General features: G+C 39.7%; 17 protein-coding genes. 7 read left to right on the top strand and 10 right to left on the bottom strand.

What is annotated here, in order from left to right:
* Positions 1-5 precede the first annotated feature (5 nt).
* From AC2IOM_RS10345 to nagK, 9 genes are all read right to left on the bottom strand, one after another.
* Positions 6-1,010 (bottom strand): aminoglycoside phosphotransferase family protein, encoded by a 1,005-nt coding sequence (locus AC2IOM_RS10345; protein ID WP_486358304.1) that lies wholly within the window; start codon positions 1,008-1,010, stop codon positions 6-8.
* Complete coding sequence (locus tag AC2IOM_RS10340) at positions 988-1,875, bottom strand: ABC transporter ATP-binding protein (protein ID WP_486358303.1); 888 nt, start codon at positions 1,873-1,875, stop codon at positions 988-990. The genes AC2IOM_RS10345 and AC2IOM_RS10340 overlap by 23 nt, the downstream gene beginning before the upstream one ends.
* Positions 1,876-1,877: 2 nt before the next feature.
* The gene (locus AC2IOM_RS10335; protein WP_054980604.1) at positions 1,878-2,699 is read right to left on the bottom strand and encodes an ABC transporter permease subunit; all 822 of its coding nucleotides are present in this window, start codon (positions 2,697-2,699) and stop codon (positions 1,878-1,880) included.
* A gap of 13 nt (positions 2,700-2,712) precedes the next feature.
* Positions 2,713-3,888 carry a cystathionine beta-lyase gene (locus tag AC2IOM_RS10330; RefSeq protein ID WP_105171265.1) on the bottom strand — a complete coding sequence of 392 codons (1,176 nt, stop codon included), beginning with the start codon at positions 3,886-3,888 and terminating at the stop codon, positions 2,713-2,715.
* A gap of 71 nt (positions 3,889-3,959) precedes the next feature.
* Positions 3,960-4,880 carry an NAD(+) diphosphatase gene (gene nudC, locus AC2IOM_RS10325; RefSeq protein ID WP_486358302.1) on the bottom strand — a complete coding sequence of 307 codons (921 nt, stop codon included), beginning with the start codon at positions 4,878-4,880 and terminating at the stop codon, positions 3,960-3,962.
* 90 nt (positions 4,881-4,970) lie between these two features.
* Positions 4,971-5,771 carry a glucosamine-6-phosphate deaminase gene (gene nagB, locus AC2IOM_RS10320; protein WP_010559914.1) on the bottom strand — a complete coding sequence of 267 codons (801 nt, stop codon included), beginning with the start codon at positions 5,769-5,771 and terminating at the stop codon, positions 4,971-4,973.
* 245 nt (positions 5,772-6,016) lie between these two features.
* Entirely contained in the window at positions 6,017-7,156 is a 1,140-nt protein-coding gene (nagX, locus tag AC2IOM_RS10315; RefSeq protein ID WP_010559913.1) for a transmembrane glucosamine N-acetyltransferase NagX, read from the bottom strand.
* A 335-nt stretch (positions 7,157-7,491) separates the two neighbouring features.
* Positions 7,492-8,619: an N-acetylglucosamine-6-phosphate deacetylase gene (gene nagA / locus AC2IOM_RS10310; RefSeq protein WP_138628794.1), complete on the bottom strand. Its 1,128-nt coding sequence runs from the start codon at positions 8,617-8,619 to the stop codon at positions 7,492-7,494.
* 2 nt (positions 8,620-8,621) lie between these two features.
* Positions 8,622-9,515: an N-acetylglucosamine kinase gene (gene nagK / locus AC2IOM_RS10305; RefSeq protein ID WP_486358301.1), complete on the bottom strand. Its 894-nt coding sequence runs from the start codon at positions 9,513-9,515 to the stop codon at positions 8,622-8,624.
* Between the two features lie 609 nt (positions 9,516-10,124).
* Here nagK and AC2IOM_RS10300 point away from each other — a divergent pair.
* The 3 genes from AC2IOM_RS10300 to AC2IOM_RS10290 all read left to right on the top strand — a co-directional run bounded on the left by AC2IOM_RS10300 (position 10,125) and on the right by AC2IOM_RS10290 (position 11,436).
* Entirely contained in the window at positions 10,125-10,556 is a 432-nt protein-coding gene (locus tag AC2IOM_RS10300; RefSeq protein ID WP_010559910.1) for a CBS domain-containing protein, read from the top strand.
* A gap of 165 nt (positions 10,557-10,721) precedes the next feature.
* Positions 10,722-11,087 carry a response regulator gene (locus tag AC2IOM_RS10295; RefSeq protein WP_010559909.1) on the top strand — a complete coding sequence of 122 codons (366 nt, stop codon included), beginning with the start codon at positions 10,722-10,724 and terminating at the stop codon, positions 11,085-11,087.
* A gap of 223 nt (positions 11,088-11,310) precedes the next feature.
* Positions 11,311-11,436, top strand: a complete 126-nt coding sequence (locus tag AC2IOM_RS10290) for a hypothetical protein (RefSeq protein WP_267890898.1) — start codon at positions 11,311-11,313, stop codon at positions 11,434-11,436.
* A gap of 69 nt (positions 11,437-11,505) precedes the next feature.
* Here AC2IOM_RS10290 and AC2IOM_RS10285 read toward each other — a convergent pair whose 3' ends face one another.
* Positions 11,506-12,345, bottom strand: coding sequence for an isopenicillin N synthase family dioxygenase (locus AC2IOM_RS10285; RefSeq protein ID WP_010559908.1), 840 nt, complete (start codon positions 12,343-12,345; stop codon positions 11,506-11,508).
* A 1,025-nt stretch (positions 12,346-13,370) separates the two neighbouring features.
* Here AC2IOM_RS10285 and AC2IOM_RS10280 point away from each other — a divergent pair.
* From AC2IOM_RS10280 to AC2IOM_RS10265, 4 genes are all read left to right on the top strand, one after another.
* Complete coding sequence (locus AC2IOM_RS10280; protein ID WP_486358300.1) at positions 13,371-14,411, top strand: GTP pyrophosphokinase; 1,041 nt, start codon at positions 13,371-13,373, stop codon at positions 14,409-14,411.
* Between the two features lie 9 nt (positions 14,412-14,420).
* Positions 14,421-15,263: an HNH endonuclease gene (locus AC2IOM_RS10275; RefSeq protein ID WP_486358299.1), complete on the top strand. Its 843-nt coding sequence runs from the start codon at positions 14,421-14,423 to the stop codon at positions 15,261-15,263.
* 287 nt (positions 15,264-15,550) lie between these two features.
* On the top strand, positions 15,551-16,999 hold the full coding sequence (sbcB, locus tag AC2IOM_RS10270) for an exodeoxyribonuclease I (RefSeq protein WP_486358298.1): 1,449 nt from the start codon (positions 15,551-15,553) through the stop codon (positions 16,997-16,999).
* Positions 17,000-17,007: 8 nt separating this feature from the next.
* Positions 17,008-17,268 (top strand): Rho-binding antiterminator, encoded by a 261-nt coding sequence (locus AC2IOM_RS10265; RefSeq protein WP_486358297.1) that lies wholly within the window; start codon positions 17,008-17,010, stop codon positions 17,266-17,268.
* The last annotated feature ends 82 nt before the right edge of the window (positions 17,269-17,350 follow it).

Raw genomic sequence — 17,350 nt, 5'->3', positions numbered from 1 at the left:
AGCTGTTATATCGGAAAAAGATACTGTTCAGCATCTTGCCAATTTTTGCATTGTTTTACACCGGGTACATATTCAATTAAATAATTTAAGTTACCCGTGTGGCGTAACAATGTCAGTGTCATTAAACTGTTTAGTAACGTTCGTTTATCGTCAACTTGATAAAGGTAGCTTTCTAAAAATTGCTGAAAAACCTTAGTTTTACCTTTTGCTACAAGTAAGCCAACTGTTGTGACTTCAAATAGTGGCTCGTTGCACACTAACGCATCACCAAAGTCAATCACACCACAAAGTGAAATGCCGTCATCACCACGTTTAACTAATAAATTACCCGGGTGCAAATCACTGTGTACTAAATACAGATTAGTGGTGTCTGGTGCGGTATAAGGCGTATGCGCAATATAGGGAATAAAATCCGCTAAAAAATCTGCACGCAAGCCTTGGCGCTTTCTCCTGGCGTAGCTATTGTGGTATTGCTCATCAATAAATTTTTGCCAATCTTTGTACAGTACGCTTGTTTTTTGCATGGGAATACTGTGCATTTGCAGGCAAAAACGTCCTAATTGCGCGGCTATCGATTGTTGTTCATCGTCTGTCAGTTCATTGTAAATATCTGACAGAAGTTGCCCTTCAAGCCCTTTTGTAATTAAGTAACCCCAGTTATTGAGCTCACCGTTCGCAATCAATTTAGGTGTCGCAATCGGTAGTGTTGCCGCGTCGCATAAATTGAGCGCTTCTTTTTCATGGTGATACTGAAATAGCCAATTTGGCGCAATAAATTTAATGTAAAAGGCTTGATTGCTAGCACTGTGCAATAGAAATGTGGGATTTTCGCCTGAGCTAACGCGCTCTACTACACTAAGCGCTAAATCATTATTTTCACATATTTGCTCAATCAGCGGCTGCCAATGTGTTTCATTGGTAAAATCGCAAATAGCGCAAGCATATTCATAGCTTGGCGCTTGAGGCAGCGCCATAGCATCAAAATCTTTAATCAAATAACTGGTTTTCAAGCGTTTTTCCGTTGTAAATTTGTTGGTATGCAATCTGCTTTTGATGCAAGTGTTGCAGCAACTGAATATCAAAGTTTGTGACACTGGCATCATATTCAATTAAGTATTCGCGCGATTGCGTTGTTTTTATTTGTGTTAGCCCATTGAGCCCTGAAATTGTTTTATCAAAATCATCACTATGTTGTTTTAATCGCAAGGTCAAATACGCATGGTTTTGCGTATCGATATCTCCTGAGTATTGTTTCAAACTACCAGCTTCAAACACAAATACACGCTGGCACAGGCGCTCAAGCTCTGCTAAATCGTGTGAGCTCAAAATAAACGTAATCTCAGAGCTCAAACCCGCAATTAATTCCCTTATCTCTTTGGCATGAATTGGGTCGAGCCCTGCCGTGGCTTCATCGAGTAATACAAATGAGGGATTGCCTATCAGCGCTTGAGCAATACAGGCGCGTTTTCGCATACCGTGTGATAATTCTTGTGGCTTTTTTGTTTTGTGTTCAATTAACCCTACTTGCGATAACACACGTGTCACTTCACTAAGCGCAGGCGCTTTTGCAAAACCTTGTAATTTAGCAAAAAAAGCAAGTTGTTTTTCAATACTAAAGCGCGGATCAAGCTGTGCATCTTGCGGTAATACCGCCAGTTTACCAAACTGCGCTGCATGAGGAATTGTGTCGCCATCAAACAGTACTTCACCACTACTCGGTGAAATAAAGCCCGAGATTAAACTAAATAGCGTGGTTTTACCCGCACCATTAGGGCCAATAATCGCAACAGGCTCGCCACTTTCAATGGTCATTGAAACGTTCGTTAATACTTGATTGCTAGCAAAGTGTTTGCTTACATTTTTAAGTTCAATCATGGTTACACCCCTTGCTTCTTAAATAACGTAAACGTCAGCGCACCGTAGATGAGCGTTTGTGCAAGTGGCAGCAAATATTGTTCAGACACGCTGGCGCTTAACGCTAAGGTGTCAAACAAGCTAGCATTAGGCAGTAAGTAACCTAAAAATGAAAAGCCCTGCCAAATATACTCTGCCAATAAGCCAATAATAATGCTGCCTAATGTAAGCAACAGTAAACAATGAACAATGGCTTGTTTAGATGATGTTGAATAAACATTTAACAGCAGCATAAAGGCAATCATCGGTAATACAACAAACATTAAATCAACCAATATTTGGCTGCTTAAATGCAGTGACCCTGAAAGTTGACCCGCATCATTCCAAACAATCAACATAATACTTGCCAATAAGGCAATACCTATAAACGCGGCAACTACCAATACTTGACCAAGAAAGCGGCCAAGCAATAAATCTTCACGTTTTGCGCGCAACAGTAAAAATCGAATCGTGCCGCGCGCTTTATCACTGCATAACTGATCGGCTGCGGAAAACATGGCAAAAAATGGAAAGGTCAGCACTGCGACTAACCAAAATACGATTAATTCAGGAACCGCCCACGTAGATAAGTTTTCAAGCCCCACTTCGCCAAGTAATTGCGCCATAAAGCGTTCAAACTGGGGATCTTTAAAAAATGCAGCGCCTTTCGCTACCACGTTGGTCAAAATAAGTGACCAAATCGCAAGGTAGCTAATAATGGCAACTAGCCCTCTTTTTGAAAATAGAAACCGTGAAAATTCAAATTGCGCAAATGCAATAACACGATGAAAGCTAGTTGAACCCATACAAATCCTTTATTTATTTTAATTGTGCTTGAAAACGTTCAAGTCCTTCGGCAAGGTCCAGTTTAAGATCATCTACGTCTTCAAGTCCAACATGAATGCGCACCAAAGGCCCTGAAAAATCGTAGTTTGTTACCGTGCGAATGCGATTAAAACTGGTTGTTACAGTAATTAAGCTTTCAAAACCACCCCACGAGTAACCCATTTTAAAATGTTGCATACCATCTAAAAGTGCAGTAATCGCAGCTTGATTACCCTCTTTTAGTACAAAACTAAAAAGGCCTGTGCTGCCGCTAAAATCACGTTTAAATACATCTGAACCTGGGCATGTGTCGAGCATTGGGTGACGTACATGATCAACTAACGGATGTTGAGCCAACCAATTGGCAATTTCTAATGCTGCTTGTTCGTGTTGCTTTAGGCGTACCGGCAATGTACGTAAACCTCGCATGGCAAGGTAAGCATCATCTGCTGATGTGCATTGCCCCATTAGGTAGGCATTTTCACGTAACTGCTCCCAACATGCCTCGTTTGCAATTGCTACGCCCATCATCACATCTGAGTGACCAACAATGTATTTAGTCGCTGCTTGAATTGACACATCAACACCGTGGGTTAGTGGCTTAAAGAAATAACCATTACCGTAGGTATTATCAATAAATACCAGCAAATCATGTTGTTTCGCAATTTTAGTGAGTAAAGGTACGTCTTGCACTTCCATGGTAATCGAGCCCGGCGCTTCTAAAAAAAGCAATACCGTGTTGTCTTGAATCAAATCGGCAATGCCTTCACCAATAAGTGGGTCATAATAAGTGGTGCTCACACCCATATTTGCGAGAATTTTTTCACAAAAATCACGTGTCGGTTCATACGCGGTATCGACCATCAAAATATGATCGCCCGTTTTTACAAACGATAAAATGGCGTTACTAACCGCTGCCGCACCACTTGGAAACAAGGCACAACCTGCACCTTGCTCAAGTTCAGTAATTGCGTCTTGTAAAGCAAAGTGGGTATGCGTACCACGGCGACCATAAAACAGTGCTTGCTCACCACGCTTTGCGGTGTTTTCTTTCATCTGCGCTACTGAGTCAAAAACAATGGTAGATGCGCGTTGTACAACCGGATTAACCACCCCTTGGGTGTATTTTGACTTGCGACCTGCGTGAATAATTTGGGTATTTGCTTTCATAAATCGATTCTACTCTTGGTTCTGTAACAAACATTAAATAGACTTTTAGACGTCTAATCAAATCTAATTTGTTATGAGTTAATCCAATGCTCTAACAGGAAGCGACTAATCGAGCTATAACGCGGCTTTTTAAAACTTGATGAGTCATCACCCCACTCACCAAATTGCGCTAATTCGTCTCGGCTAAACCACTTAGCGTCTTCCAGTTCATCTTCACCAATATCAATTGTTGTGCTGCTTGCCGTTGCAATAAAGCCAATCATCACTGAACTTGGGAACGGCCAAGGCTGCGATGCGATGTATTCGACCTCAGAAACATCAATGCCCGACTCTTCTTTTACTTCACGAATAACCGCTTCTTCGAGCGTTTCACCCGCATCCACAAATCCGGCAAGTGCTGAATAGTTACCTACAGGCCACGATGCTTGGCGTCCAAGCAAGCAGCGCTCAACACCATCGTCAAATACTTTACGAACAATCATAATAACCGCCGGATCATGACGAGGAAACGTAATGTGACCACACTTTTTATTATCACAGCGACGGGAATATCCCCCTTCATACGAGGTATTTTGGCTGCCGCAGCGCCCACAAAATACGTGTGTTTTGTGCCAATGCAATAAGGTTTTTGCATAGCCTGCGATCGCTACACTAGCAGCAGGGAAACTGGCGAGTTGGCTGCGAAATGGCAATGTTTGATAACAACTTAATTCATCAAGCGCTAATTCTTGCTGGGTTATTTCGATAGCAAAGTACGGGGTATTATTCTTAAGTCCTAAAAAGAGGTGCGGCGCACGCCCTAAAATTGTTGTGACTTGCTTTACACTTAACCACAATAAATCATCAAGGTGGCTAGTCGATAACATCATATCTTGATAAAAAAGCAGTACTTTGGCGTTGTCGCTATTAAGTTGTTGCGTGATAAATTCAGGTTTACTGCGTTCGCGCGAGCAACGCGCCAGTGGCATTTGACTAAAAGGCAGATTTTGCATAGCTAATTTGTTGAATTTAATATGCTTACATTTAAACATAAAAAAAGCGCCAATGGCGCTTTTTAAAACAAAAATGATGTTACAAAATGATCAGTGCTTTAGCTCAGCTAAATATTGTTGTAACTTTTGATTTTCGCCTTCAATGTGCTTGTATAGTTCAGCGTTTACAAGTTTACTTGCCGCTGCTTCGTCAATAACAATCACTGCATCTTGATGGAATTGTAGCGCAGACGCTGGGCATACTGCAGAAACCGCACCTTCGCACATATCACGCACTGCATCAGCTTTATTTTCGCCAGTTGCGAGCAATACCACTTTTTTCGCTTCTAAAATCGTACCAATACCCATGGTAATTGATAAGTGTGGCTGGAATTCACCTTCTGCAAAAAAACGGGCGTTATCTTCTACCGTTTCTTTGGTAAGCGTTTTTACACGCGTTCGCGATGCAAGGCTCGATGATGGCTCATTGAAACCGATATGACCGTTACGACCAATACCTAATAATTGAACATCTACACCGCCGCTTTGTGAGATCTTGTTCTCGTACATTTTACACGCGGTGATCGGGTTTTGTGCATCGCCCGGCGGAACAAACGTGTTACTTTTGTCGATATCAACGTGATTAAATAACTGCTCGTTCATAAAATAACGGTAGCTTTGCGGGTGGTCGCCGTCTAAACCTAAGTATTCGTCTAAGTTGAAGCTTGTTACTTGCTTAAAGCTAACTTTATTTGCTTGATTTGCTTTGATCAGTTCTTGATAAAGCGCTACAGGTGTCGAACCCGTTGCTAATCCTAATACAGAATCTTGTTTTCTATTAATTTGATCGATAAAAATCTGAGCACCGTATTCGGCCACTGCAGCTGCATCTTTTAAAATAACTATTTGCATAGGAAAGGCTCTAGTAAGGGGTTAAATAAAAATGGGATCTATGGATATCTGTCCGTGCAAGTATAGATAATCCATAGATCACAAAACCTAATCGGGATACAACGATATTAGGCTTTACCATTATGACAACGCTGTCATTATTGCGTCTATTTACATATTTGTAAAGTAAAAGTGAATATAAAAGCGTTATAAAATATAAAGAAAATAAAAAAGCAGGCGGTGCCTGCTTTTTAAAATAGTAAGCGTTAAACGCTGATTAGAATCTTGCGTTTATATAGCCAATGCAGCACTAACAATTGCACGCCAAGTAAGGCAAACACGCCTATTAATGGCTGCCAAGGTGCCGGTACCGCAGCAATAAATCCACCAAACACACTGCGTGAAATGTATTCCCAGTTAACTAGGCTTGATGCGAGGTAAATCACAATTGAGTTAGCGCCAATAATTACGAATAGATATGCAGCACGTTGTTGATTAAGTAAATCAACAACAGCATAAAACACCGCCAGTAAAATAAAGCTCCAACCTACCGTTACCATAACAAATGACGACGTCCATAGGTCTTTATTAACTGGAAATACCATATTCCACAGCCAACCAACAGCAAGTGCAACTAAACCTGCAGCAAATAAAATACCTGCAGTTTTCCATTCGCCACGCTCTTGTGCTTGTTTAATATAGCGGCCCGCAATAACACCAAATAACGCGTTAGCAATAGCAGGAATACTCGACAAAATACCCTCTGGATCCATTGGCTTGTTTTGATAAGTAATGCCTGGTAGTAAGTTTGTGTCGAACCATGCGTTCCAAGAACCCGCACCGCCCGCAGATAAATCACCCGCAACACCACCTGGAACAGGTATGAAACAAAGCCAAACCCAATAACCAATCAAGATCCCTGCAAGGGTAAACATTTGTGTTCTAAAGCTGGTATGCCATACCAGCATCGCCGCAACAAACCAAGCGACGGCAATACGCCCAAGTACACTTGCGTAACGTACTTCTTCTGGGTTAAGTGGTACCCCGGTGCCCCAGCCATGGTTGTAAAGTACACCAAAAAAGCACAGCAATAATAAACGCTTAAATGCTTTTATATAAATAGGTTTACGGTCAACAAAAGGTAAATGGTCGATACGTTTAGGTGACAAACCCATCGCAACGCCTGATAAAAAGATAAATAAAGGGAAAATCAAATCGTAAAAGGTAAAACCGTGCCACTGACTATGTAATGTTTGCGCCTCTGCAACTTTCCATCCAGCCCAGCCAGTTAAAACAAACAAGGCGGCAAAAATTTTCTCACCGCCTAAAATCCAAAACATGTCAAAGCCACGCAGTGCATCAAGTGATGCTAATCGTTTCTTCGTTTTCTTATTTGTATCGCTCACGACAACCTCGTTTTTATACTTGTAATACCAATGCTGTTACGTGTGCTCTCAGCTCTAGCGCTTAAAAATAATATGCCAAGTAAGTAGAATTTCTCTTATGTAGACATGTTACATAAATAAATTCGAACGCAATAAGCAATAAATTTAGCTCGCTAAAGTGATTAACGCGTTAAGCGAATTGGTACAATAATACCGAGTGAAACAATCCGTTGGTATCACTTAAGTCTAATTACGTGTGTACTTCCCCTAAAAATACACGCTGTTTTTTTACTTTCTTTTAGATAAAAAAAAGCCCCGCTTGTTACTTCAAAGCAGGGTTTTTGCCCAGGAATCAATTATCGCTTTGCACCAGCAACATAGGTTTCTCGTGCATAAAATTCATTGTCCATCACCACAAAGTCAGCATCTGCGCCAACCACTAATCGCCCTTTTCGATTACCTAAACCTAGGTACTGTGCTGGGTAAAGTGATGCCATTCTCAGTGCTTCAGCATAACTAACATCAAGAGTATTAATGGTATTGCGCACCGCTCCTGCCATGTCTAACACACTGCCTGCTAATTCACCTGTGGTTGAATTTAATCTATCGCCAGTGCGGATCACTTTGCGACCATCAAAGAAGTCAAACTCCATATCGTCGGTACCCACAGGTGGCATCGCATCTGTTACTAGCATAATTTTGCCACGGGTTTTGCTATCGATAGCAAATTTTGCAGATACTGGGTGAACATGATGACCGTCAACAATTAAGCCGCACCATGCGTTGGTGTCTGTTAATGCTGCCCCAACTACGCCGGGTTCGCGTGAAGTGAATGCACTCATCGCGTTATATAAATGAGTAAAACCGTCAGCACCGGCTTCAAGTGCAGCTAATACCGTTGGATAATCAGCATTAGTGTGACCAATTGATACTTTCACACCCGCTGCAACGAGGCGTTTAATGTCGCTGGCAGATACATTTTCTGGTGCTAAGGTAACTACCTTGATGCCTAAATCTTGGCGCTCAAATACTGCAAATTCCGCTTCAGTAATTGGGCGAATAAACTTTTCGCTATGTGTGCCCTTTTTCGGCATTGATAAATGTGGGCCTTCAAAATGTACGCCCACAATACCCGGCACTTTATCTTTAATTGCCTGAGCTGTGGCATCAGCTGCTCGTTCCATTACTTCAACACTGTCTGTGATAAGTGTTGGTAATAATGCAGTTGTACCAAATTGGCCATGCGCTTTTGCAATCGCATCAACGCAATTTACACTTTGCTCGGCGTTAAAAAATGCACCACCACCGCCATTGACTTGTACATCGATAAAGCCCGGAACAACGGTGCCTTCAAGTACAATCGCATTGTCACTTTGACCTTGCTCAAACGCTGTGATCACGCCATCTTCAACACTAAACGTCACATTTTGAACAAACTGTTCACCGCTAAATAAGCGTGTCGCAAAATACTTCGTAGCTGACATAATTACCCTTTAATTGAGTTTTGCGCAAAATAAACGGCGCCCATTTCTGGCGGCTGCATTGCAGGTTTAACATTTGCCACCACGTCTTTATCTAACCATTCTTGCAATGGCTCGGCTAATCCGCCAATCATTGATAAACGCGGTGGGTTATTTTGTAATAGCTTATTGGCTAAATCGCTGATGTAACGTGCACCATCTTTTACGATTGCAAGTGCAATCTCATCGCCTTTCTTTGCTTCTTCAAGTACTGGACGTGCCAACTGCGCATAGCTGCTTGATGGTTTGCCCGCCATTGCTTCGGCGATGCCCATTGCATCTGTTACTTTAAAATGCGCTAACAGTATATCGGCAAGTGATGTTTTTGGTCCTAGACCATCTAAGCTTAATAATGCTGATTTTACTGCTTCTAAGCCAAGCCATGCACCGCTACCTTTGTCGCCTTGTGCAAAGCCATGTCCGCCTAATATCGTGCTTTGACCATTCACAAATGAAAAACCACACGAGCCAGTTCCGGTAATAATCACTGCCCCATCCTGCCCTTCGTGCGCACCAATACATGCAGTGTGGAGATCAGTTGTCAGAAACATCTTTTTAAATGGATGGTGCCAATCTTGAATTTGTTGATATAAACCAGGCAGATTGACGCCAGCAAGACCAAGACCTGCAACCACATCGTTTACTTTATCGAGGTTTAAGCCTGCGTCTTGAATTGCTAACTGAGTTGAAACCATAATGGATTCAAGCGTGCGATCTAGGCCATGTAACGGGTTAGCAGGACCGCCCAAGCCCGTACCTAATACCCCATTTTGGCTCGAAAATACGGTTGCACGACACTTCGTACCGCCACCGTCTATTCCAATAAAGATTTGCTCTTTATTTGCACTACTTGCAACCATTAAACAACCTCAATTCTTATAATTTTTCCGTAAAAGCACTAAACACATCTATTTGTTAATTGTGTTTACTATCCACTTTTACGCATTTCCTCAACCCAAGTGTTGATTTAATGTTACACAAATAATGACAGCGTTGTCATTAAATTTTTATAGTTTTTGCTTATCATTAATTAATATCAGCATAACCATATGTTTTATTTAATATTTAATTTAGGCTTATACGACTAATAGCGAACCGACTTTCGCACTTATCAACGATCAAATGATTACTTTTAGTCGTCTAGATTGTATTCAACAAAAAAGCCTATCGTATACTTTTAATTACAATCGTTAGCTTAGCGAACTAGAGTGTGCTGACCTTTACTGTCTATTTATTCGGCAGGTTCAACCCAATGGCAGATACCAACTACTCTTGTAATGCATGGTTAACGCTGCCATTTCAGATTCGCGCTTTGTGCCTAATATGTCAAATTAATAAGCCAAACATTACAATTTCCGGCTCGTAAAAATTAATTGTCATATTTTAGTTTTACCGAGCGTCTATCTCTTTGGCAAATCACAAAGTTACAAACTAAGCTTAAGATAAACAAAGCCAAAAGAGACCGTGCCATGAATTCAATTAAAGTAAAAGATTACATGACGCATCGCGCCGTATCCTTTTCAGTTCATATGACTGTTAGCGAAGCGTCTGAGCGACTGTTAATCTCACATCAAACTGGCGGACCAGTGCTTGATGAACACAAACATGTGGTTGGTTTTTTATCTGAGCAAGATTGCCTTGAGCGTATGCTCGAAGACACCTATCAAAATGAAAGCCATTATAAAGTGGTTGATATTATGCGTACTGATGTACTGGCGATAGATGAAGAACACTCAGTGCTAGATTTAGCACAGACCATGTTAACAAATAAACCCAAAATCTATCCCGTTGTGGATAGTAGCAAACGCTTGGTCGGGGTGATCACTCGCAGCGATGTGCTTCGCGCAATCGATCAGCACCATCATGCAATTTATGAACAAGGCCACAGACGTTTTGTCTAAAAGCGCTGTCAAAATTTTCAGCGAAACAAATTATCGCGCAGTCATTAAAAATGTATTGCGCTTTAAAATTAATAAATAATCGCTAAACAATACAAAAATAACGGAAGAATACATCCAATTTACTAAGGTTTTTTAGTACGAAATAAGAGTTACAAGGAGAAACTCATGGCGCATATATTAGCAGTGGATGACCAACAAACTATTCGTTCAATGATCCAAGCAATACTAACCGGTGCCGGTTATGACGTAGTAACCGCAGTTGATGGTGTTGATGCAATGGACAAACTGCGCGCACAACAGTTTGATATGGTGATCACTGATATTAATATGCCCAATATGACAGGTTTGAGCTTAATCCCAAAAATTAGGCGACTACCTGAACATCAATATGTGCCAATTCTTATGCTGACCACCGAATCGAGCGGTTATAAAAAAGAAAAAGCCAAAAACAGCGGCGCCAGTGGCTGGCTTACAAAACCATTTGACCCCACGCGTTTACTTACCGCAGTAGAAAAACTGCTTAAAAAGTAAACTTTTTCAATTTATAGTGTATACAAAATACAAATTTCCTGTTACAACTACACTAACTTGGTTAAACGCAGCAACTTAGGCAGGTACAACCAGTTTAAGATAAATACAATTACAATTTGCTGTTGTTAAATTACTGAGTGTAAATTTTCGGTCACTTTTTATAAGTTTTGTATAACTTAACGTGACACTAACGCAATCACCAATGACAACAGGAATGCAGAATATGGGAAACTCAACAGGCAGCTTATGCCCGCCCGCTAACCGCCAACAACCGGTTAATAACAAACATGCTAGTAAGCCGTTTCAACCGACTCAAGATGAAAAGTGTTTTGAACGCGGTTATAACTAACTAAAAAAGCCCGCAGTTGCGGGCTTTTCTTTGCTTAAATAACACAATATGGTTTTGTGTTCGCTCAGGTTATTTTACACCCAATTCTCTTAAACGTTCGTTTAAGTACTCATCAGCTGTGTAACGCTCTGAAAGCACGACATCTGGACGAGGGTGTAAGAACAGCGGCAATGAAATACGTGATTTATCTGACGCTTTACCTGTTGGGTTAATTACGCGGTGAATTGTTGATGGGAAATAACCACCCGACGCTTCTTGCAACATATCACCAATATTAATGATTAAGTTACCAAAATCGCACGGCACGTCTAACCAACCGCCATCTTTGTCTTGTACTTGTAAACCTGGCTCATTTGCAGCCGGTAACACAGTTAGCAAGTTAATATCTCCGTGTGCCGCAGCGCGAATAGCACCTGGTTCTTCATCACCTGTCATCGGCGGGTAATGTAACACACGTAATAATGTTTGCTCGGAATTTGAAATCATGTCTTTCAAATCGATTGAGAATTTCGCTTTCACATCTGCTGGTGCGTATTCTTGTACCCAACTAAGTAATGTCGATGCAAACTCGTTTGCTAAACGATAGTACTCACGGATCTCAGCTTCTAGCTGCGCAGGTACTCGTCCTTTTGGATAAACGTGATAATATTCCTTGATATCTTTTTTAGTGAAGCCTTTCGCTACCTCAGACACCTCTGGCGGAAAATAACCATCTTGCGTTTCTTTACTGAATAAAAAGTCGTGTTTTTCATTCGAATTAAAGAATGCCTGCCAATTTTTATAAATAGATTCGACTAATTCTTGCGAAATTGGGTGGTTTTTTAATACACCGAAGCCAGTATTTCGTAACGACTCAACAAACTGCTCAGCCGCATTTTCAGCGGTATAATCAACCGTAGGTAATTGCATAAAATTCACCAAAATAAAAAAGTGAAGAGCCGTTATGGCTCATACACTTATCAAATAATTTCAAGGGATGTGTTTGCACCACACATTCTTACTAAAGTGATTATAGATTATAAGGACGAATGTCCGCACTATTAGGCCGCAAGAATATCTTTTGATTTAAATCAAAATACATTGTTGGCACAATCAAGTTGTTACATGCATCAAATGTTACTTTACCAAGATTATTCGTCTCGAATTACCAAAATTAATCCACTACGTTAAACTGCGTGGAGTAAGACAAAAATACAGTTAAATGATATGCTAGCGCACAATAATACACAGATGGCTAAGAGTTACTCGCTCAAACACCACATACATTAAGAATGAACTAAGTATTTATGCAGAACCAAGACCAACCCACAATTTACTGGCACGACTAAGATACACCCAAATAAATAAAGGGCTGTAAGCTTAATTATAAGGTTGGGGACACACTGGAGACACAGAAAGACTTTTCAGACTTTAAATTTTATCTCTAATTATCAGAAGCTTAAAAAACATTAAATTTTAGTACTTTGGTTCTTTTTCTAATTTTTTAGACATTTTGAAAAGACTCCTAAGCCTGTTTTCTAATGTGTTAAGTCCGAACGAATATCACTATTAATAGACACGCGCGGTCACTCCATTGCTAAGTTAAGAAGTAATTTCATTATTCCTACTGAATCTTCATCTACTCAGTTAGTCCATCTCCAAGTTTGCTACCTACACAAACTTTATGTTATCTAATACGAGCAGTCTCATATAACTTAAATTGTAAAATACTTGGCACCCATTTATTAATTAGTATGGCACTCCTTAGAAATTAGAAATACATCAAGGCTTTTATAAATCAGCATATCGTTGAAATATAAGATTATATTTATTAATGTATCATCCGCGATAAATTCATAAAGCTTTTTTGCTTTGCCAATACAAATTTCACTTCCTAGCTTTGAAGTAGAGCAATTTGAAAGGTTCAATAAAGCTGTTAACCATCATGGATAGAAATGAGTAAATATGAATCATGGGTAGATGAAATACTCCCCAAACAAGAAAGATTAACTGATGCTGTTATTTCGATAATAGAAAACTTATTAAAAACTAGTGAAATTGAATATTTAACTGTTACTGGCCGCACTAAAACAAAAGATAGTGTTTTAGAAAAGATAGATAGAAAGTCATATAAAGATCCATCAAAACAACTAACTGACTTATCTGGTATTCGTGTTGTTGCTTATTTTGAGTCTGATATCAGTAAAATTTCAGATTTAATTAATGATGCATTTAATGTAGATGTTGATAATTCATTAAATCAAGATGAAAAACTTTCCGTTGATCAAATTGGGTATAGATCTGTTCATTTTGTGTGTGATATTGGCCAAGCAAGAGCAGCGCTACCAGAGTTTGCCAACTTATCATCTTTAAAATTTGAAATTCAAGTTCGTACAGTATTACAGCACGCTTGGGCGGAATTAGCTCATGATCGAAATTACAAATTTTCTGGCAAATTACCTCCCGAAATAGAACGTAACCTCTTCCTTTATGCCGGCATGTTAGAAATAGCAGATAAAGGCTTTAGCGAGATATCACAAAAAATTGATTCTTACATAGAAAAAGTACATACAGATACAGCTCATGGAAATCTAGAATACAGCTTAGACTCCCTTACACTTCCTCAATTTATGGAAAATTGGTTTGATGTTAACGAGCTAGAGCTAGAGCCAGTAAATCACAAAGGTGATATCAAGCAATTAATTAAAGAATTAAATTCACTAGGTATAAAGAAAGCCTCAGAGTTAAATGCGATTATTCCTCCTAACTATGCTCAAGTGTGCAAAGAAACAAAATATTTCACTAATATTTGGGGCCATATAAGAAATTGGCTAATTATTCATGATTGGAAACAATTATTAGAAGAAAATGATATCGATTGGATTGTGACTCCTGATGAGTTCCTTAGAAAGTTTTTTGACGAACCGGAGTATGAAGACATTATCAATGCATTTGGATATGAAGATGATGATGATGATTGGGCAGAAGAAGACTAGGAGAGTAAAGTGTTCGAAGCTGGGAAAATATATAACCGAAGAACTGACATACATGGAGTTTATAAAGGGCAGCAATATGGTGGTATATCGACTCCATCACAACACCCATATGTATTTATTTTCACCAGCAAAGCTGGTGAAGAGTTTGGTTATTCGGATGGTTTTAGTTCCGATGGAACATTTAGATATACTGGCGAAGGTCAAGAAGGCGATATGTTAATGACTAAAGGTAATTTAGCCATTCGTGACCACCAAAAAAATAATAAAGAGATTCTCCTTTTTGAAGCTGTATCTCAGGGAATGGTAAGTTATGTTGGTAAATGCAATTATATAACTCACCACGTTGAAGAAAGACCTGACAAAAATAGGATACAAAGATCAGCTTATATATTTCATTTAGATATTATTCCTGAAATAAAAAGTTATGGTGTTGAATCACCAAAAAGGACTTTCCTTACAAAGCCAACTAAAAGTAAATCATTAAAACAATTACGTGAAATTGCATTAAGTATTACACCTAACCAAACAAGCGGAAAAGAAAAACTAATTCATGTTAAATATCGCAGCGATGCAATTAAGCTATACGCTAAAAAACGAGCAGAAGGTCATTGCGAAGGTTGCGGAAATAAAGCTCCTTTCGAGACAAAGTCAGGTCCTTACCTAGAAGTCCATCACCTTACTCGCTTATCAGACGGCGGAGCTGATTGTCCTGAAAATGTTATCGCTTTATGTCCGACATGTCACCGAAGAGCACATTATGCCATTGATAAAAAAGAATTTAATTGTAAATTAATGTACAAAGCAAAAATAATCGAGTCAAACATTACTCAACAAGAAATTAGTAATAATTAAACTTACTTAAATTGATTTTTTTACTCTTATTGCAGTTTATCAATTTGACTATGAAACACCGGGCGAATAATTAAGCACCTAAATTTGCCAAATTACCTTATATCTTTACCCTAAAACACAATTAAATTAGAATAAATCTGGTTGTTAGATACTATTCCGTACAGCGACACATATTCTTAATTTAGCGACACAATAGAGACACCAAAATATCTTTTGGGTAAGAAACTCACAATATATTCATAAAGACATTGGTTTAAATTCGATAAAATACAAGAGCTTACCTATAGATGAGTTATACAAACGAACCTAATACACCATCAATATTTTGGCACGATTATGAAACTTGGGGGGCAACACCACAAAAAGATAGACCAAGCCAATTTGCGGGTATTCGAACCGATTTTGATCTTAATATTATTGGTGAACCACTGGTCATTTACTGTAAACCACAAGCTGATTATCTGCCCCACCCGATGGCGGCGCTAGTGACAGGTATTACACCACAGCACGCAATGAAACACGGCCTCTGTGAAGCAGAGTTTATTAGCAAAATTCATTTGGAATTTGCTAAAGAGCAAACCTGTGTTGCAGGCTACAACAGCATTCGTTTTGATGATGAAGTATCGCGTTATACTTTTTATCGTAATTTTTACGACCCATACGCAAGAGAATGGCAAAACGGAAATAGCCGCTGGGACATTATTGACTTAGTGCGAGCAACCTATGCACTAAGACCCGAAGGCATTAACTGGCCCGAAAAGGAAGATGGTACGCCGAGCTTTAAACTCGAAGATTTAACCGCAGCAAACGGTATTGATCACGGCAACGCCCACGATGCATTAAGCGATGTCACTGCTACCATCGCATTGGCAAAACTCATCAAAGACAAACAGCCAAAAATGTACCACTACTATTTTAATTTGCGCTTTAAAAAAGCTGCGCAGGATTTAGTAGATGTATTTAATATGACGCCACTGGTACATGTGTCTTCAAAAATACCAGCAAGCCAAGGATGCACAACCTGGATTGCACCAATGGCGTTTCATCACCAAAACAAAAATGCAGTTATCTGTTTTAATTTAGCACTTGATCCAACGCCCTTAATTGAATTGAGTGTTGAAGAAATTCGAGAGCGTCTTTATACAAAACGTGAAAACCTCACAGATGAGCAACTTCCTATTGGGTTAAAGCATGTCCACGTTAATAAATGCCCATTTATCGCCCCGGCAAAAACCCTGTTACCAGAAAACGCAGAGCGATTAGGCATAGATAGAGAAGCGTGTTTGGCAAACCTTAAGTTGCTGCGCGCCCACCCAGAATTACGTGAAAAAGTAGTTGAAGTATTTAACGACGATAGTCATTTAACCCCTATCACAAATCCGGACTACGCACTTTACCAGGGTTTTGCATCAAGTGGCGACAAATCGAAATTTGATATTATCCGCACCACAGAGCCAAGCCAACTCGCCGGTTTGCAACTGGAATTTGACGATGCAAAATACAACGAATTACTGTTTCGCTATCGCGCCCGCAATTGGCCAGAAAGCTTAAGTCACCAAGAGCTTGAAAAGTGGCGAAAATACTGCCAAGGCAAACTCATGCATGGCGAAGATAGCCCGTCAATTGATGCCAATGAGTTTATGTTAAGCCTAGAGAATTTAGCGCACGAACATGAAAGCGATGAGAAAAAAATGGCAATATTAAAAGCCTTGTACCATTACGCTCAAAGCTTGTAGCAAAACAAATGGCTAAGCGTATTTCATGCAGCTTATACGACTACTTTGAAATTGTGTGTATGCGCAATAGCGAAGTAGTTATATCGCTAAAAAATAAACAACAATTCAGTGGCATCGCGAAAGCACTTATTCATGAAAATGGCACTGAATTTCTCTCTCTTATGCAAAGCGACCAAACCCTAGTAAACATTAATCTCACCGATGTCGCCATCTTGAGTGCCTGCAATAACGCCATAGAACACCATAACTTCAGTGTTTCATTAATATAGTCGCTACTTTCATGCTATTTTTTTGGTTTCGATCACGCCTTTAACTTGCTAATAAAAACAACCGTTAGCTGCTTGAAAAATA

Source organism: Pseudoalteromonas sp. NS-SX12 (genome assembly GCF_057367955.1).
This window is presented reverse-complemented; position numbering and strand designations above follow the sequence as displayed.